At 37.6% G+C, this 19579-nt stretch carries 17 protein-coding genes; 10 read left to right on the forward strand and 7 right to left on the reverse strand.

The window, feature by feature from the left end:
* The first annotated feature begins 119 nt into the window (after window positions 1-119).
* The 7 genes from ACMFKV_RS03125 to ACMFKV_RS03155 all read left to right on the forward strand — a co-directional run bounded on the left by ACMFKV_RS03125 (window position 120) and on the right by ACMFKV_RS03155 (window position 8379).
* Window positions 120-1112, forward strand: coding sequence for a hypothetical protein (locus ACMFKV_RS03125; protein ID WP_413154474.1), 993 nt, complete (start codon window positions 120-122; stop codon window positions 1110-1112).
* 24 nt (window positions 1113-1136) lie between these two features.
* Window positions 1137-1760 carry a 50S ribosomal protein L9 gene (gene rplI / locus ACMFKV_RS03130; protein WP_413154475.1) on the forward strand — a complete coding sequence of 208 codons (624 nt, stop codon included), beginning with the start codon at window positions 1137-1139 and terminating at the stop codon, window positions 1758-1760.
* Window positions 1761-2444: 684 nt separating this feature from the next.
* Window positions 2445-3962: a replicative DNA helicase gene (locus ACMFKV_RS03135; protein WP_336287873.1), complete on the forward strand. Its 1518-nt coding sequence runs from the start codon at window positions 2445-2447 to the stop codon at window positions 3960-3962.
* Window positions 3963-3968: 6 nt separating this feature from the next.
* Window positions 3969-5363 (forward strand): DNA repair protein RadA, encoded by a 1395-nt coding sequence (radA, locus tag ACMFKV_RS03140; protein ID WP_336287874.1) that lies wholly within the window; start codon window positions 3969-3971, stop codon window positions 5361-5363.
* Window positions 5364-5475: 112 nt separating this feature from the next.
* The gene (locus ACMFKV_RS03145; protein ID WP_336287875.1) at window positions 5476-6045 is read left to right on the forward strand and encodes a CvpA family protein; all 570 of its coding nucleotides are present in this window, start codon (window positions 5476-5478) and stop codon (window positions 6043-6045) included.
* 88 nt (window positions 6046-6133) lie between these two features.
* Window positions 6134-7627 (forward strand): amidophosphoribosyltransferase, encoded by a 1494-nt coding sequence (purF, locus tag ACMFKV_RS03150; protein ID WP_413154476.1) that lies wholly within the window; start codon window positions 6134-6136, stop codon window positions 7625-7627.
* Window positions 7628-7629: 2 nt separating this feature from the next.
* A complete protein-coding gene (locus ACMFKV_RS03155; protein ID WP_413154557.1) occupies window positions 7630-8379 on the forward strand; it encodes an SDR family NAD(P)-dependent oxidoreductase in 750 nt (249 codons plus the stop codon).
* A gap of 77 nt (window positions 8380-8456) precedes the next feature.
* Here the strand turns inward: ACMFKV_RS03155 and pssA are convergent, their stop codons facing one another.
* From pssA to cysS, 5 genes are all read right to left on the reverse strand, one after another.
* Window positions 8457-9296 (reverse strand): CDP-diacylglycerol--serine O-phosphatidyltransferase, encoded by an 840-nt coding sequence (pssA, locus tag ACMFKV_RS03160; RefSeq protein WP_413154477.1) that lies wholly within the window; start codon window positions 9294-9296, stop codon window positions 8457-8459.
* A gap of 8 nt (window positions 9297-9304) precedes the next feature.
* A complete protein-coding gene (locus ACMFKV_RS03165) occupies window positions 9305-10003 on the reverse strand; it encodes a phosphatidylserine decarboxylase (RefSeq protein WP_336287878.1) in 699 nt (232 codons plus the stop codon).
* 110 nt (window positions 10004-10113) lie between these two features.
* The gene (locus tag ACMFKV_RS03170; RefSeq protein ID WP_413154478.1) at window positions 10114-11997 is read right to left on the reverse strand and encodes an ABCB family ABC transporter ATP-binding protein/permease; all 1884 of its coding nucleotides are present in this window, start codon (window positions 11995-11997) and stop codon (window positions 10114-10116) included.
* A 545-nt stretch (window positions 11998-12542) separates the two neighbouring features.
* Complete coding sequence (locus ACMFKV_RS03175) at window positions 12543-12785, reverse strand: hypothetical protein (protein ID WP_413154558.1); 243 nt, start codon at window positions 12783-12785, stop codon at window positions 12543-12545.
* 27 nt (window positions 12786-12812) lie between these two features.
* Window positions 12813-14321 carry a cysteine--tRNA ligase gene (cysS, locus tag ACMFKV_RS03180; RefSeq protein WP_413154559.1) on the reverse strand — a complete coding sequence of 503 codons (1509 nt, stop codon included), beginning with the start codon at window positions 14319-14321 and terminating at the stop codon, window positions 12813-12815.
* A 515-nt stretch (window positions 14322-14836) separates the two neighbouring features.
* Here cysS and ACMFKV_RS03185 point away from each other — a divergent pair.
* Window positions 14837-15208: a TIGR02301 family protein gene (locus ACMFKV_RS03185; RefSeq protein WP_336288033.1), complete on the forward strand. Its 372-nt coding sequence runs from the start codon at window positions 14837-14839 to the stop codon at window positions 15206-15208.
* A gap of 244 nt (window positions 15209-15452) precedes the next feature.
* On the opposite strand, the gene ACMFKV_RS03190 is transcribed toward ACMFKV_RS03185, so the two are convergent.
* Window positions 15453-16781 carry a dihydroorotase gene (locus ACMFKV_RS03190; RefSeq protein ID WP_413154479.1) on the reverse strand — a complete coding sequence of 443 codons (1329 nt, stop codon included), beginning with the start codon at window positions 16779-16781 and terminating at the stop codon, window positions 15453-15455.
* 64 nt (window positions 16782-16845) lie between these two features.
* Between ACMFKV_RS03190 and ygfZ the strand changes: the two genes are divergently transcribed.
* Complete coding sequence (ygfZ, locus tag ACMFKV_RS03195; protein ID WP_413154480.1) at window positions 16846-17718, forward strand: CAF17-like 4Fe-4S cluster assembly/insertion protein YgfZ; 873 nt, start codon at window positions 16846-16848, stop codon at window positions 17716-17718.
* The gene (locus ACMFKV_RS03200; RefSeq protein WP_336287882.1) at window positions 17718-18338 is read left to right on the forward strand and encodes an HD family hydrolase; all 621 of its coding nucleotides are present in this window, start codon (window positions 17718-17720) and stop codon (window positions 18336-18338) included. Before ygfZ ends, ACMFKV_RS03200 begins: the two co-directional genes overlap by 1 nt.
* Before the next feature lie 423 nt (window positions 18339-18761).
* Here ACMFKV_RS03200 and panB read toward each other — a convergent pair whose 3' ends face one another.
* Window positions 18762-19577, reverse strand: a complete 816-nt coding sequence (gene panB, locus ACMFKV_RS03205) for a 3-methyl-2-oxobutanoate hydroxymethyltransferase (RefSeq protein ID WP_336287883.1) — start codon at window positions 19575-19577, stop codon at window positions 18762-18764.
* Between the last annotated feature and the right edge of the window lie 2 nt (window positions 19578-19579).

A 19579-nucleotide genomic window follows, 5' to 3' on the forward strand; every position in this document is an offset into this window, starting at 1 on the left:
GCCTTTTTTTTGTAACTTAGCAGTACGTCGATTAATTATGTACGTGTGTGAGAGTGTATAGAATATAAAAAGTTGAGGCATTATAACGCCCCTAACTGCAGAAGGCAGGACAGCGATCAATGAAAAATTTTCATACCTATGAAATAATGACTGGTGTTTTAGCTGGGCTTTTTGCTGCTGTTATAGGAATGGCAGTCATTAGTGTCGCAAATATTGCACCTTCTTTTTCTCTTCTTCTCGGTTGCTTTCTTTCACTCCCAATTTTCATTGTTGCATTCGGTTGGGGAACGTTAGTTAGCTTTGTTGCGTTAATCAGTGCCACTCTTGTTCTTGCCATAGCCAGTAATGTTTATATTGGTTTTGGCTTTATGTTATTATTTTTTCTTCCTGCTTTTTATGCTTCTTGGTTGCTTGGACTTGCACGACCAGTACAAGAGGGAAGCTTATTGGTATGGTATCCGTTATTTTTGGTAATTTTTCATTTAACCAATTTTATCGCTCTTATATCAAGTCTTATCGGACTCTACATCCAAACGCGTCCGTCCATACCTGTTATTACAAAACAAATTATTACCAATATAACACAAGCTATGCAACAATCGCAGTCTATAAAAGAGGCTGATATACTCGCTTTTAGCGAAATTTTAACAACGCATGCAGCAACTTTGACAGCTATTATTCTGACTATTTATAGTGTGATTTTTTTCATTGGAAATCTTTATTTTTCAATGATAACAGCACAGCATATGAATTGGCTGAAAAGACCTCGGGATGATTGGGGGAAAACTTTCCGTCTTCCAATTTCTGGACTTGTTATTTTTATTGTTGTTTGTGTAGCATCAATGATTGAATTGGGATTTACTTTTAATTTAATCACGCGCGTCTTTACCACTGCATATACTGTCGTTATATCAATCAGTGGCTTAGCATATTTACACAACATTACAAAAGGGATAAACGGTCGGGTTATTATACTCTTCTTCGTATATATTGCTATTTTTATTGCCATGTTAACTGTCTTTCTTGCTCCACCTATTTCTTTCATAATGCTTCTGATGGGTATTTGGGCAGCTATTCAATACAATTTTCAATCACGGGATAAACTCTACTAATTTATTTGTTCGAAAGGAAAAAATATGGATATTATTCTACTTGAGCGCATTCCCCGTCTCGGTCAGATGGGTGATATTGTTTCAGTTAAAGATGGTTATGCACGCAACTTTCTTTTACCTCAAGGTAAAGCTTTACGCGCTAATGAAGCTAATAAAAAACATTTTGAAACACAACGCACTCAACTTGAAGCTCGTAATCTTGAACGCAAAAGTGAAGCGCAAAAAATTGCTGAAAAACTTGATGGAAAGTCATTTATTGTCGTTCGTTCAGCTGGCGAAACAGGACAACTTTACGGATCTGTATCAACACGCGATGTTTCTGAAATTATAACAACTGAAGGTTTTTCTGTTGGGCGCAATCAGGTCGAATTGAATCATCCAATAAAAACTATCGGTCTCCATGTTATCACGATTATCCTACACCCTGAAGTTCAAATTTCTGTGACAATGAATGTTGCACGTTCAACCAGTGAAGCACAACGCCAAGCAGAGGGTGAAACTCTTACTTCTGCTGAAGCAATATATGATATTCAGGAAGAATCAGAAGAGCCATTGGTAGAAGATCAGGAAGAATTGTTAGAAGAAAAAATGAATAATAACGATACCAATAATAATAACGATACCAATAGCGCTGACAAAAAGGATTAATTATCGTTTTTTTACCTTTTTTTCATTTTTTTAATTTTCTTCTTTTTTATATTTACATAATTATAGAGTGCTTAGATCAAAAATCTGAGTACTTTATTGTTACCATCATCCCAAAACTGAATTCTTGTACTTATATAGGAATCAGGATTTGATGTGGTGTAAAAAGTGAAATATGCCTAAAATTATGAGTAGCGTGATTGAAAATACTTTCACATGTTTCTTATCATTTCCTAAAATAGAAACAAAGAATCACTTGATATTTTATGCTTCAAAAATATAAAATATCCTATAATAAGTGGTCAACTTCTTACATCTTCTGTCATCTGAAACAATTTCTGCCATGAAGACACGTAATCTTATTATTTTCAATATTGAATTTTGATTATATGACATCAAAATACTCGGGATATATTGTCAGGATTTTTTAGAAAACTGAATTTGAAAATTTTCCTGATGCTTTTACTAAAATTTTTAAATTATAAAAAATAAAACACAAAAGAATTATGTTACATATTAATGCAATTGTAAGTAAATTTATGAGTAAGCGATTGGGATAAGAGTCTTTTAAAAATAAAAGCTGTGATTTTAACTAAAAACAAGGATTTGGAGCCCAATCCGTTTAATATACAGTATTCGATTATTGCCTAAAGTAGGCAAAATACGAATTTTAGTGAGAAAGCCATTATGAAAGAAATAAGCATTGCCAATTTCAGCTCTTCAGAAAAAGAAGATCCTTCTCTTTTTCGACAACTCCCACATAATGTTGAAGCTGAACAAGCATTGCTTGGTGCAATCTTTATTAACAATGATGCACTTGACCGAGTCTCAGATTTTTTAAAACCAGAGCACTTCTTTGAACCATTGCATCAAAGAATCTATGATATTTTATCGCAAATTATCGCGAAAGGAAAGCTTGCAAATCCAGTTACCATCAAGCCCTTTATTCCAGCTGAAGAAAAAATCGGAGATATTACCGTATTTAATTATGCGATTCGTTTAGCCAAAGAAGCGGTAACAATCATTAACTCTGAAGATTATGGACGAGTTATCTATGATCTTTTTATCCGACGATCCTTAATTAACCTTGGAAACCAAATCGTCAATACAGCCTTTGATGCACCTGTAGAGCTTACGCCAGCTCAGCAGATTGAGATGGTTGAACGCAATTTGTTTGAACTGGCAGAAAAAGGAAAATACGGTGGTGGATTTGAAAATTTTGATGAAGCTATAAAAAAAGCCTTTGACATGGCAAGTGCTGCCAAAAAGCGTTCTTCACGATTATCGGGGATAGCTACCCATATTAAAACACTTGATGAGCAAATGGGGGGATTACAACCATCCGACTTAATCATCTTAGCTGGACGCCCTGGTATGGGAAAAACTTCACTTGCCACCAATATCGCTTTTAACATTGCTAATGCTTACAATCATAATGCCAAAACAGAAGGCTCTTCATCAGAAAATGAAGGAGGAATCGTTGGCTTTTTCTCACTTGAAATGTCATCTGAACAGCTTGCAACACGCATTATTTCAGAACAAACAGAGCTTTCTTCTTCTGATATCCGGCGTGGTAATATTTCAGAAAAGCAGTTCTCCAAAATAATTCGTGCAATGCAGCACTTACAAAAAGCACCACTCTACATTGATCAAACAGGGGGAATATCAATTGCGCAATTGGCAGCACGCGCACGGCGTTTAAAACGGCAACATGGTTTGGATGTCTTGATTATTGACTATATACAGTTAATGACCAGCAATTCGAAGCGCTCATCTGAAAATCGTGTCCAAGAAATTACAGAAATTACTACGGGTCTCAAGGCATTAGCTAAAGAACTAAATGTTCCCATTATCGCTCTCTCGCAGCTTTCGCGCCAAGTTGAAAATCGAACAGATAAACGTCCACAACTTTCAGATTTACGAGAATCTGGCTCAATCGAGCAAGATGCTGATGTCGTTCTTTTCGTATATCGTGAAGCATATTACTTTAAAAATGAAGAACCCAAGATAGGGATTACAGAACATGAAAAACGCAAGCATGAAGAATGGCAAGATAAAATGGATGATCTTTTAGGGCAAGCTGAAGTGATCATTGCTAAACAACGTCATGGACCAACTGGGCTAGTTAAACTTGCTTTTCAACCTGATTTTACGCGTTTCAGTGATTTGGCAGACAGTCAATATCTCCCAGAACAAATTGGTTAAATCACCATGGCACGCATCCGTGTTCAATTTATTTGTCAAAATTGTGGTACCATCCATTCACGTTGGGCTGGGAAATGTAATTCTTGTGGAGAATGGAATTCCCTGATCGAAGAAGGCACAAATAACGGCATTGGCAGTGGTCCTATGCAAAATGTTCGTAAAGGGCGAGCCGTTACCCTTATGTCTCTTTCTGGAAATATTGAAGATGCTCCACGCATCCATTCTGGCATCGCTGAGCTTGATCGCGTGACTGGAGGCGGCTTTGTTCGTGGATCAGCATTACTTGTTGGTGGCGATCCAGGCATTGGAAAATCAACATTGCTAACACAAACAGCAGCCGCTTTATCACGAAAAGGGCATCATGTTGTTTATGTTTCAGGCGAAGAAGCCATTGCGCAAATATGCCTACGTGCGCAAAGGCTTGGTGCTACCAATACGGAAGTAAAACTTGCCGCAGAAACCAATGTTGAAGATATTCTTGCAACTTTAAGCGAACATAAAAAACTTGATATGGTTATTATTGATTCCATTCAAACCCTATGGTCAGATGCAGCAGATTCCGCACCTGGAACAGTCACACAAGTGCGTATTGCCGCCCAAGCGATGATCCGCTTTGCCAAAAAAACAGGAGCAGCTGTTGTTCTTGTCGGTCATGTGACAAAAGACGGACAAATTGCTGGTCCTCGAGTTGTCGAGCATATGGTTGATGGCGTTCTCTATTTTGAGGGTGAAGGCGCCCATAATTATCGAATATTGAGAACTGTAAAAAACCGTTTTGGACCAACTGATGAAATTGGCGTTTTCGAAATGTCTGACAAAGGGCTACGAGAAGTAATCAATCCATCTGAACTTTTTTTGGGTGAACGGAATGAAAAAGCACCAGGAGCTGCTGTTTTTGCAGGAATGGAAGGAACACGCCCGATATTAGTAGAAATTCAAGCACTTGTTGCCCCCTCTTCACTCGGAACACCACGACGTGCTGTTGTTGGATGGGATGGAAATCGCCTTTCAATGATTTTAGCTGTTTTAGAAGCCCATTGTGGTGTTCGCTTTGGACAACATGATGTCTATCTTAATGTTGCAGGTGGATACCGTATATCAGAACCAGCAGCTGATTTAGCTGTTGCAGCAGCTTTGGTCTCCTCTCTTGCAAACATTCCTCTCCCAACTGATTATGTGTATTTTGGCGAAATAAGCCTTTCGGGAGCTATCCGTACCGTTGCGCATTCAGGACAACGCATTAATGAAGCTAAAAAACTTGGCTTTCAAGGATCTGTTCAACCCACCGCAACAACCCAAACAACAAAATCGCAAACCTTTCAACAAAAAACATTCTCTGAACTTCCTGAGTTGGTTGGCTCTATTGTTGCAGGAAAAAAACAACCTGTATCACGTACATGATAAAAAAATTTACAAAATATAAAAGATTCTTGCTATAAAAAGCAAAGAAGCAGAAGCATGCTCGTATGTTGTTTAAACAAAACGCAATTTTATGTATAAGGAATAAATAAAGATGGCTATAACAATCCTTGATGGAATTGTCGTAATAATCGTCTTGTTATCTGCTTTTCTCTCCATGCTTCGAGGATTTTCACGCGAAATTCTTTCATTAATGTCTTGGGCAATTTCAGCTGTTGCCACATTATTTTTATTCAAACCTGTACTGCCCTTCTTTGAGCAATATCTCTCTAACAAGACGGTTGCATTGATAGCTACAGTGGTTACGATTTTCATTATTATTTTGATTATTATTTCCGTTGTTACAATGAAAATTTCCGATTTTATTATTGATAGTCGAATTGGTGTACTTGACCGCACTATTGGCTTTATCTTTGGAGCAATTCGTGGCTTATTCATTATTGTCATTGGCATATTACTCATTAATGCGCTTATCAAACCTGAGCAACAATCTGATTGGTTGAAAAATGCAAAAACAAAGCCTACCTTAGATTCACTGGGTCAAAAAATTTGGGACATACTGCCCAAAGATCTCGACTATGCTCTCGAAAAAGCTGAACAACTTTTTAAAAGAGACAATACAAGCACAAATGGTATACATTCTGATAAAAGTATGTCCCAATAAAATGAGGAATAATTTTTTATTGGGAAAAAAATTCAAATAAATATAACGTAACAATATTAACCATCTTTCATATCATAACCAAAAAAATATGATGACAAAAATTGATATTCCCTTTCAGAGATTCTCATTGGATGATGATACCCTTCATGAGGAGTGTGGAATTTTCGGTATTCTTGGGCATGAAGATGCAGCAACATTAACTGCCCTTGGGCTTCATGCACTTCAACATCGTGGTCAAGAAGCAGCTGGAATTGTTTCCTACCATAACAAGATGTTTCACCAAGAAAAACATCTTGGTCTTGTCGGAGATCACTACACAAATCCTGCAACACTTGCTCGCTTACCAGGGAATCGTGCTATCGGACATACACGTTATTCAACAACTGGAGAAGTAGCATTACGTAATGTACAGCCTCTCTTTGCTGAATTAAAAGCTGGAGGTATTGCTATTGCACATAATGGCAATCTCACAAATGGTCTTACATTACGTCGTGAACTCATTGCATCTGGTGCTATTTGTCAATCGACATCAGATTCTGAAGTTTTTCTTCATCTGATTGCTCGCTCCCGTTATGAATCATCATCTGACCGCTTTGTTGATGCTATTCGACAAGTGGAAGGTGGATACGCTATGTTGGCACTTACACGCACAAAGCTCATTGCCGCACGCGATCCCACTGGTATCCGACCACTCGTAATGGGTGAGCTTGATGGGAAACCAATCTTTTGTTCCGAAACCTGTGCACTTGATATTATTGGAGCAAAATATGTCCGCGATGTCAAAAATGGGGAAATAATCATATGCGAAATACAAAAAAATGGGGAAATCACTAAAAAAGTTATAAAGCCAGAGATAGAAAAGCCAGAGAAACTTTGCCTTTTTGAATATGTCTATTTTGCTCGTCCTGATTCAATCGTTGGAGGACGAAATGTTTATATGGCACGTAAAAATATGGGTATTCATTTAGCACAGGAAGCACCTTGTGAGGGTGATGTTGTGGTTCCAGTTCCTGATGGTGGAACACCTGCTGCAATTGGCTATGCACAAGAAATTGGAATTCCTTTTGAGCTTGGAATTATTCGGAATCATTACGTTGGTCGTACCTTTATCGAACCGACACAACAAATTCGTGCTTTTGGAGTTAAATTAAAGCACTCTGCAAATCGCCCAATCATTGAAGGGAAACGCGTTATTTTGGTCGATGACTCTATCGTGCGTGGAACAACATCCGTCAAAATTGTGCGAATGCTCCGAGAAGCGGGAGCAAAAGAAGTTCATATGCGTATTTCTAGTCCTATGATTTTTTATCCAGATTTTTATGGAATTGATACGCCTACAATTGAAAGTCTTTTGGCTAACCAGTATCCTGACTTAAAATCTATGTGTAGCTTTGTTGGAGCTGATTCATTAGAATTTCTTTCAACGGATGGTTTATATCTTGCTGTCGCAGGAGAAAAACGAAATAATGTTGACCCACAATTTACTGACCATTATTTTACTGGACACTACCCTACACATCTTGTTGATCAAGAAATGGTTCCTAAAATGCGTCAATCATCTGTTCTTAAAACAAGAAATTAATGATGACAAAGCTTGACTTTAATCTCCACGGATATGTTGCACTCGTTACAGGAGCTTTAAGAGGAATTGGTTATCATTTAGCGTTAGAGCTTGCAACGCGTGGTGCTCACATTATCGCTCTTGCACGAACAATTAGTGGTTTAACTGAACTTAACAATAAAATTCAAGAAAAAGGTGCTTCTGCAACGCTCATTCCAATTGATTTACGTCATATGGAACATATTGACTCTCTCGGAACTTCTATTGCTGAGCGCTGGGGAAAACTCGATATTATGGTTGCAAATGCAGGAATCCTTGGAACACTTTCACCAATAACTCATATCTCAAATACGGTATTTGAAGATGTTTTTCAAATAAATCTCATGAGCCAATGGCGCTTAATGAAAGCAGTTGAACCTTTACTACGTAAATCTGATGCAGGACGAGCTATTTTTCTATCCTCAAGCGTTGCTCACCTTGTACGCGCTTTTTGGGGACCTTATGCAGCTTCTAAAGCAGCTTTAGAAATTGTTGCTCGTTGCTGGGCAGAAGAGCTAAAACAAACTCACATCAAGGTCAATTGTGTTGATCCAAGTGCGACACGTACTGCCATGCGCGCGCAAGCTATGCCTCATGAAGATCCTCAAACTTTACCTTCACCGCAAGAAATTGCAGAAAAAATACTGCATTTATTATCACCCAATTTAAAAGAAACAGGTAAACTTTTTAATGTCCATAAAAATCGGTTTACGGATTATCATGCACCTGATTAATTATAATTATAAAAACTACGCATGCTAATCAAAACTTTTTATATTTCCGTCTCACCTTACAAAAAAAATGCAAAACTTTACGATTTTTTGATAGCTTTAACATTAATCTTTTTCTCTTCCAAAGCAACCCGCTTATTATAAGCTATAAAACTACAGGGTAAAAAAATCATATAGCCAACAGCTGTGATTAATAAAGTATGCCATGTATAAGTTGCCAGAAAACCCACATAAATAACAATGAAAAGCATGCATGGTACAACAATATCACGTCTCAAATTTTGATCAATTGTTTTTGCATTCCATACTGGCAAGCGACTAACCAAAAGAAAGGCAATCACTACAGTATAAAGACTAAAAAATAACGCCCAGCCCCAACTTGGTATCAAACCAAGAGCTCCCAAATAAACAGGCAATAAAAGCAATAGCGCCCCTGCTGGCGCAGGAACACCAATAAAATAATTTCCCTTCCATTTTGGTATATTAGCGTCATCCAGCATTACATTAAAACGAGCTAACCGCAAACAACAAGCAGCACAATAAACAAGAGCTGCCACCCAACCGACTTGGTGAACCTGCGTTAAAATAAAAGAATAAACAATAAGTGCAGGTGCAACACCAAAATTAACAACATCAGCAAGAGAATCCATCTGTGCTCCAAAAGATGAACTACCATCCATCAAACGAGCGATGCGACCATCAGCACCATCTAAAACTGCTGCTAAAAGTACCATTAAAATAGCAGCCTCATAGCGATGCTCAAAAGCTAAGCGAATACTACTCATTCCCGCGCAAATTGCCAAAACAGTGATAATATTGGGGATGACATATCGCATCGGCGTGGGTGAACGCCACCGATTTGGAATGTCATCATGTTGTCCTTCAGGATTAAATGAAGAAAATAATGAAAAATTTTTCATTGTTTATCCTAGTCAAATCTGAAATTAGTTATGGCACTCTTATCATCAAAAGAACCTAAAACTGTTTCTCCAGCAATAGCTACTTGGCCAACCGCAACACGTAACTTTACTTCAATTGGAATATAAATATCAAGGCGAGAGCCAAAACGTATCAGCCCAAAACGTTGCCCTGTCATAACTGAATCATTTTCTTTTGACCAACAAACAACCCGACGCGCAACCATTCCTGCTATCTGCACTATACCAATTTTCCCATGCTTGCTGTCAATCACTACTCCATTACGCTCATTAAATTGACTAGCCTTATCAAGCTCAGCATTGACAAACTTACCTGGACGATACACAATAGACTCTACCGTACCGCTTATAGGAATGCGGTTAATATGGCATGAAAAAATATCCATAAACACGGAAATGCGAATCATTTCTTTATTACCCAATCCTAACTCTTCAGGTGGAACACATGGCTCAACAAATGAGATACGTCCATCAGCAGGAGATATAACCCAATTTGGATTCAAAGGTATCACACGGTTTGGATCGCGAAAAAAATATATACACCACACCGTTAAAACGAGACCACACCAAAACAACGGACTCCATATCCAACCAAGAATAAGAGAAATAACAAAAAACGCTACAATAAAAGGATAACCTTCTTTATGAATTGGCACAAAGTTATTATGGACAGATTGCAGAATACTCATATAATTTCCTGTTCAGATATAATCTCATAAGTAATGATTTTTTTGTTCTTTCCTTCTTTTTGCACACTAAATCAATCACTCCATATAAAATATAGGCCATTTCACACAGGTTATTTTTTACGATTAACAATGCCCAGCTCATCCTCTTCACGCATTTTACGTAACTTTTCTTCTGCCTTCGATGCTTCAAGTTGTTTGTTCCACATTGAAGCATATAAACCTTTCTTACGCAAAAGCTCATCATGTGTTCCATTTTCAATAATACGACCATGTTTGAGTACCAAAATTTCATCAGCATTGATAACAGTAGAAAGACGATGAGCAATAATCAATGTCGTACGCCCACGGCTTACAATATCCAATGCCTGTTGAATTTCTTGTTCTGTTGCCGTATCAAGAGCCGCGGTTGCTTCATCTAGAATAAGAAGCGGAGGAGCTTTTAATAAGGTTCGCGCAATAGCCACGCGTTGTTTTTCACCACCCGATAGCTTGAGACCACGTTCACCTACCATAGATTGAAAGCCTTCTGGAAGCATCTCAATAAATTTTGATATCCGCGCCATTTGAGCAGCTTTGTGCATTTCTTCATCTGTAGCACTTGGACGCCCATAACGAATATTATATGCAATTGTGTCATTAAATAAAACTGTATCTTGTGGCACCATACCGATAGCTTCACGCAAACTTTCTTGAGTTACATCACGAATATCCTGTTCATCAATTGTAATCGAGCCCTCATCAACATCGTAAAATCGAAAAAGTAATCGCGAAATAGTCGATTTACCAGCACCTGATGGGCCAACAATTGCAACTGTTTTTCCTCCTGGAACTTCAAAATCAATATCTTTAAGAATCTGGCGTGTCTGATCATAAGCAAATTTTACTTTATTAAATCGAATGGTACCACCACCTACCACCAATGGCTTAGCATCTGATTTATCAACAATTTCCTGTCGAGCATCTAAAAGATCAAACATAGCTTCAATATCTGTTATACCTTGTCGAACTTCACGATAAATTGAACCAATAAAGTTCAATGGAATGGAAAGCTGTATTAAAAGTGCATTAATAAAAACGAAATCTCCTAAAGTTTGCGTCCCATGAAAAACTTCATAAGCTGACATCAACATCAGGATAGCCATTCCTATACCAAAAATAACAGCCTGACCAAAATTAAGCCAACTTAATGATGTCCAAATTTTCGTTGCAGATTTTTCATAATCTGCCATCGAAGAATCAAATTGATGTGCTTCTAAAGTTTCATTGCCAAAATATTTGACCGTTTCAAAATTCAAAAGAGAATCAACAGCACGCGTATTTGCCTCAGTATCTGCTGTATTCATTTTTTGTCGAATACGAATACGCCAATCACTCGCTTTAATTGTAAACCAAGTATATAAACCAACTGTTGCTACAACTATGAGAAAATAAAGCCCTCCATAGCTGACGCAAAATACAAGTGCCGTTAGCACAAATTCTAAAACCGTTGGAACTGTATTGAGAATTGAAAATCTAACGATAGATTCAATTCCCTTCGTACCACGCTCAATCACACGAGAAAGCCCACCAGTCCGCCTCTCTAAATGAAATCGCAAAGATAGTCCATGAACATGCACAAAGGTCTTATAAGCTAAGCGACGAACAGCATGTTGACCAACGGTTGCAAAAAGGGAATCTCGTAGCTGATTGAATCCAGCTTGAACAATACGTGCAACATTGTACGCTAAAACGAGCATGATGGGGGCAAGCAAACTGGATGGAAACCACGTAGATAACTTAGATCTCACATCAAGCACATCTGTAGCATATTTAAAAAAATACGGCACAGATATGAGAATCAGCTTAGCTAAAACAAGATAAAATATCGCCCATATAACACGCATTTTCAGATCACGCCGATCTGCTGGCCACATATAAGGCCATAAATTATAAAGTGTGCGCAAAGTCTGACCTGTATCTGACGACACAGTTTTCATCATTTCATTCCGTTTCATAAAGCCACTATTTCTCTCTCAAGCACCCAATGGGCAATACAACACTTCTCCTGCATCAGTTTACAGATCATACTACCCCCTCTTCTATACGCTTCTCATAAGCGACACGTATTAGCATTTGAGGTTAGACTGTTTTTGAAAGAGGGACAAGAAATAATCCACTATAAGGTTTATTATTTTGGTCTATATCCTCATACCATTTTGCCGCATATAAACTCTCAACTTCTACACACTTTTTTCAATTCCTCTTAAAGCTATTTCTTTGACTTACCAATCTCTTAAAACCCTTATTAAAAATTTCACTATTTAGAATGGTAAATTTCTTACCTTCTGTCTTTTTAATAACAGAATAATCACTATTGGTTTCCAAACGAGCAAAGCAGTTTCATGTAAACTACAGCCGTTAATACGCAGCATTGTATTAGATCATTCATGCTGATCCCCAAGTTTTTGATCTCATCGACTTGAAAAACATTACCTAAAATTAATTACAATGCTTTGCTCTGTAATAAGAGGGCGAAAAAACTAAATATCGTGCTAAAAAATTAAAAGATGCAATCAAGGAGTGCCAAATGAATAAGACAAATAACAACTGAATACGAATTGTAAATAACTCCTCCAATGATATTACCCATCACAAAATTACTTACCAGACCCAATGATGTCATTTTGACTAAGCTACCACGCCCTATGGTTTTTAAAATAAAGAGGAAAGCAACGAAGCTTATAACTAACTCAAATGCAATATATCCGTAATGATATAAAATTCCACCAGACTCTCTTCTTATGTTATGAAAGCTGTTAGAATATGAGTATTAAAAACGCTTTATTTCCCACTTAGTTATACGCTCACCTGTCTGTGGATCTTTTCCATCTTTTAGTAAAATCCCCTCAACTGCAAGCTCATCACGAATTGTATCTGCAGCTGTCCACTCTTTATTATGGATAAGGCGTAGTCTTTCGGCAATGCGCCGATCAATAAATTTTGAATCAAGAGAAGTTTTTCTCATAAACAATGGGCACTTTACTTCTCTAACCCACTCTTGCCGCAATAATCCAAACAAATTCATTCCATTTGCAAGAGCTACTGCATTACCTGATTTGTAAAATTTTCGCAAAACAGCAATCGCATTTGGAGTGTTAAGATCGTCACTTAATATACTTATCAAGGAATCCTCAAGAACTTCATTCTTCTCCAAGCTCTCTCTTTTACAGCGAAGCAATTCATACCAACGATACAGTTCACTACTGGATTGTGCTAAACGCTCAGCTGTCCAATTTAATGGTTCACGATAGTGCGTTTGTAACATCGAAAAACGTGTAGATAAACCAGCCCAGTTTTGTTTTATTTCATCTGTTATAGCATCATTAAACTCAAAAAAATTACTCTCTAAAATAGAACGAATAGTAATAAAGTTGCCGAGGCTTTTAGACATTTTCTGCCCTTCAACTTGCAAAAAACCATTATGAATCCAAAGGTTAGCCATTCGTTCAGTCCCAAAAGCTGAACAACTTTGTGCGATTTCATTTTCATGATGAGGAAAAATTAGATCAATACCACCGCCATGAATATCAAAAACATTCGCTGTTGGATCATCACACATCAAACCACCGCCATAAGGAGTTAGTAGCTTTGCCATCGACATCGCAGAACATTCAATATGCCAACCAGGGCGACCTAAAACAGGAATTCCTGCTGGTGATGCCCAACCTGGCTCTCCTTCCGCAGAAGGTTTCCATAAAACGAAATCCATCTCCTCTCTTTTATAAGCAGCAACATCAACACGCGCACCCGCTCTCATTTCATCTAATGAGCGTTTTGCAAGTGTACCATAATGAGGATGCTTTTTTATGCTACTTACAGAAAATAATATATGATTTTCCGCTTTATAGGCGTACCCCTTTTTAAGCAATTTTTCAATCAAAGAGCACATTTCCTCTAAATGATCAGTTGCACGTGGTTGACTTGTTGGCAATAAACAACCAAGTGCCATAGTGTCTTGTTGAAATTGAGAATATGTACGCTCAGTCAATTGGCGAATAGCATCATTTAGCGCTAACTCTGGATACTCGCGGGCTGCTCGTGCATTAATCTTATCATCCACATCTGTAATATTACGAGCATATATAACATGATCATTGCCATAGATATGGCGCAATAAGCGAAATAAAATATCGAAAACAATCACAGGACGTGCGTTACCTATGTGAGCATAATCGTAAACTGTCGGACCACAAACATAAAGACGTACCTTAGCCGCATCTATCGGTGTAAAACTTTCTTTTTTGCGCGTAAGTGTATTATAAAATCGCAATTCTCTCATCATTATACTCCGTTAGCGATATTACTTGTCGCTCTTAGATACATTTTACCTAAGATCACCAAGCTATGCGAGCTTAGAATAAAATTTTCATACATCTGATGTAAAATGCCCATAACCATTCCACTTTATGCTGTATCCACCATCCGTCATAAAAACAATCGTATTTTACTTGATTGAACAAAAGTATTACCGGTAAAAATTCATATCCAATTTGTTTATGATCAAAATATCAGAAGAGAAAATCTTCAACACACAAAACAATGTAAATTTACACGCAAAAAAAATTACATGCAGAAAATTTGAAGTTTTTAACGACACAAAGCCTAGTTAAAACTTTTAATATTCCCATGTTTATTTCCTTACTACCTTCCCTGCCCTAAATTTCATAACATGTTTGCTATCGGTTAATAATGCACAATTTTTGTCATATCCTTTAACAATATACTCAATGATAAAAGTACTTTATCCGTGATTGTAATCGTACAGAAATTTATTAAAAGTGAGCAATAAAAATGATGCGTAATACATTGATAAAAATTATTATTTTGACATTTTTTGTAACATCAATACCAACTTTTGCGCAACAATATCCACCATATGATACAAAACTGCTGCGACTGGCAGAAATTTTGGGATCCCTGCATTATCTGCAAAATCTTTGCAATATCCCAACAAACCAATGGTATAATCACATGACCGCACTTATTGAAGCAGAAAACCCAACTCCACAAAGGCGCGCTTATTTTTACGAAGCGTTTAATGAAGCTTATCGTGCTTTTTCAGCAAATTACCATCATTGTACACAATCAGCAATTGAAGCAAACCAACGATACGTCACAGAAGGCAGATCCTTATCAGAAAACCTTCTCACACATTTTAACAATTAACCTGTATAAAATATCATGTCACCACTTTACGCTATACTAATAGTGATAGTTCCTAAAATAAATAAGCTAGTAATAAACCAAATCTGATATAGAGATAACCTCTTCTAATGACTAAAAAATAAACTCTCAAGGTACTTTTATTTATGCACCATCAAAGTATATATTTATGTATCATCAAAGCATAATGAGTACCTTTTCACTCACAAAATCATCTATCTCATAAGATTTATCAATTTTAATTAGATTACGCCAAAGTTTCTATAAATTTAACAGGCTCACCTTGCGAAGGTGTAACAATTTCACCTTCCCACATAACCCGTATACCACGGATAATGGTTCCAACAGGCCAACCCTTAACCTTTTTGCCATCATAAGGTGTCCACCCCGCGCGCGAACCAATCAATGCATTCGTAATAATCTCTTCCCGCTTAAGATCAACAATGGTTAAGTCAGCATCATATCCAACAGCAAGGCGCCCTTTACAGCTTATGCCAAAAATGCGACTAGGACCGTGCGAGGTGAGATCAACAAAACGTTCAAGAGATATCTTTCCTGCATTTACATGCGTCAACATAATTGCTGCTGTTGTCTGCACACCTGTCATCCCTGAAGGAGAAGAAGGATAAGGCTTACGCTTTTCTTCAAGCGTATGAGGAGCATGATCAGAACCCAAAACATCAACAATTCCCTGCTGAACACCGTACCAAAGAGATTCACGGTGAAAATTTTCGCGGATAGGTGGATTCATCTGAATCAATGTGCCAAGTCGCTGGTAATCATCAGCAGTTAACGTCAAATGATGTTGAGTGACTTCAATTGTTGCTATATCTTTATGATTTTTCAAAAAATTAATTTCTTCCGCTGTAGAAAGATGTAACACATGAATACGCGCTTTTGTTTCATGTGCAATTTTAACCAAACGTTGTGTACATTTTAATGCTGCAACTTTATCACGCCAGATTGGGTGTGATGATACATCTCCTTCAATACGCAACACTTTACGTTCATTGAGTCTTGCCTCATCTTCAGAATGAAAAGCCACACGACGACGTGTGTTCTTCAAAATAAGACGTACACTTTCATCATCATCCACCAAAAGATTACCCGTAGAAGACCCCATAAAGACTTTAATTCCAGCAGCACCAGGAAGTCTTTCTAATTCAGCCAATTCTAATGTATTTTCACGCGTTCCCCCAACCCAAAATGCAAAATCACAATGCATCCGGTGAAATCCGCGTTTAACCTTATTGGTCAATGCTTCTTCTGACGTAGTCAATGGGTTGGTGTTGGGCATTTCAAACACTGCTGTAACACCTCCTAAAACAGCAGAATATGAGCCACTTTCCAGATCCTCCTTATGTTCATTGCCTGGTTCGCGAAAATGGACTTGGCTATCAATGATACCAGGTAAAATATGAAGTCCTGTACAATCAATTACTTCACCAGCAGACGCACATGTGAGATCACCAATTTCAGCAATACGACCGTTCGTGATACCAATATCACGCTTGCTACTTCCATCATGATTTACAAGTGTTGCGCCTTTTAAAATTGTATCAAATGTTTTAAACATAACCGTGCTCCTTACGTATCCCCTCTTTATCGATTATGTAACTTTGGGCAGAAAGGCAAGAACCATGAACGAAAAACAAAATGCCATTCGCTTTAAAAACCGTAAAATTATTAAAGTTACAGGTGAAGAAGCAACAGATTTTCTGCAAGTTCTTATCACAACAGACGTAAAACAAATTAAACCACAAGAAATTTTTCCTGGAGCTCTCTTATCCCCACAAGGAAAAGTTATTGCTGATTTTTTAATAGGCAAAATAAATGGTGGCTATCTGATTGATATTGTTGCATCCTTAGCTGACACCTTCCAAAAACGCCTTCTTCTCTATAAGTTGCATAAAAAAGTAGAAATTACACAACCACTACAAGAAATGGTTACGGTTTTGTGGAACAATGAAAAGGAAATAGATACCTTAGATTGTGATTTAAGTTTTATTGATAAGCGATTTCCGCAAAAAGAGAAGATATTACGAGCTTATGGGAAAACACCTTTTGCTGTTCCAGAATATAATGATACTTGGAATAAATTGCGTATCCGTTATGCAATTGCAGAAAGTGATGAAGACTATGAAATAGGAAAAGTCTTTCCTCATGATATTAATTACGATCAAATCGGTGGATTAGCGTTTAATAAAGGTTGCTATATCGGACAAGAAGTGATTTCACGAATGCATCACCGTCGTGCAGCGCGTCGTCGTGTTTTGATAGTAAAAAGCCAACATGAACTAGCCTTAAAATCCAGCGTTACAGCAGGAACAAAAGTACTTGGTTGTTTGGGAACATGCTCTGGAAACGAAGCCTTAGCTTTAATGCGTATTGATCATGTTAAAGATGCTATGAACAACAATGTCACATTTACAGTAGAAAATGCCCCTGTCACAATAAATATTGCTGAAAATATGAATTTTACCTTTCCTGAAGACACTGTGGAAACTAACTAATGGCTAAAGTTGAATTATCACAAAATGGAGAAGCACGCGCTTGGCAAAGAATGCTTTCTGGACGGCGACTTGACTTACTAAATCCTTCACCTTTTGATATTGAAATCGAAGATATTGCTCACGGTCTTGCCCGCGTTGCACGCTGGAACGGTCAAACAAAAGGAGAACATGCCTATTCTGTCGCACAACACTCACTTTTGGTAGAGCAAATATTTCAGAAAATTTCTCCGCAATCGTGTAACAACGAATGCCTTTGTGCACTACTTCATGATGCACCAGAATATGTTATTGGCGATATGATCTCACCTTTTAAAGCTGTCATAGGCGAGCAATATAAGCTCATCGAAAAGCGTATACAAGATGCTATTCACATGCGCTTTTCTCTCTCTATTGACCTTTCTCAAAAACTCTTAAAAAAAATTAAACAAGCTGACCGTATTGCAGCATTCTACGAAGCCATCACTCTCGCTGGATTTAATTCAGAAGAAGCTCTTCACTATTTTGGATCTCCAAATCATATTTTACCCGACGATCTTATTTTGCAATCATATTCCACACAACACATTGAACACACCTTTTTAACCCGTTTTAACGATCTCGACACTCAAAGATCGTGCTAATAATATTTTTTCTAACTTTTCATCCTTTATGATTGCAACTACAAAGCTCACGAATATATTAATTAAGTTTATAGCCTTCTCCCACTCATGCTCACTTGAGAACGGTTATAAAAAGAGTAAAGCAAGCACTTTTTTCATCATTATTCTGTGAAGCTTAGGACTCTACAATCGCTATCTTTATGCGTAGCGTAAAATCCGCAAAAAACGAACATCGTTAAGCTCAAGCATTTGCCAATAATTCACTATCGAACATGCCCTCAGAAAGTTTGTAAGTTCATTGGTCAATTTATACAAATGAATGAAATAGCATACAAAAAATCATGATGCACTTTGTGCACAAGCAAGGCACATATAAAGGAATGCATGTTAATCAGGATTTAAAAACAAATGCTCGCTTATAATAACTTTATATTAAACTGAACTTTATTTAAATTTATAAACTTCTGAATCTGCTGGAAAAGCACGTGCTTTGACATCATCTGCATAACTCTTAATTGCAGTTTCTACAGCTTGTTCAAGAGCACCATAACGACGCACAAATTTAGGCACATAGGCGCCATAGCCCAACATATCTTCCATGACCAATATCTGTCCATCACACTGTTTGGATGCACCAATACCAATAGTAGGGATAGAAAGATTTTCTGTCAGCTTTACCGCTAAGGGTTCCACAACCCCTTCTACGACAACAGCAAAAGCACCTGCCTCTTCAATTGCTATCCCATCTGCTTCAATCTTTTGCCAATCACCCTCTTTACGCCCTTGCGTCTTGAAACCACCAAAACAATTTACTGCCTGCGGAGTAAGACCAATATGTCCCACAACTGGAATGCCACGTTTACATAAAAAATCAATTGTTTCTGCTATATAAACGCCACCTTCTAACTTAATTGCACCACAACCAGTTTCTGCCAGAATACGCGACGCATTAGAAAAAGCTTGTTCTTTGCTTTCTTCATAAGAACCAAAAGGCATATCAACAACCACAAGTGCCCTCTTAGACCCACGCATAACTGCCTTCCCATGTAGAATCATCATATCTAAACTAACGGGAAGTGTTGTATCAAACCCATGCACAATCATACCAACGCTATCACCCACCAAAAGTAAATCGCAATATGGGTCAGCAATCCGTGCCGTATAAGCTTGATAAGCCGTTAAAGAAACAATCGGTTCTTTTCCTTTTCTTGATCGTATTTCAGAAGCAGTAATCCGTTTTATGGTTTTATGTACACTCATTT

Origin of the sequence: Bartonella propinqua (assembly GCF_047263965.1) — a bacterium.
Classification (GTDB): Bacteria; Pseudomonadota; Alphaproteobacteria; order Rhizobiales; family Rhizobiaceae; genus Bartonella.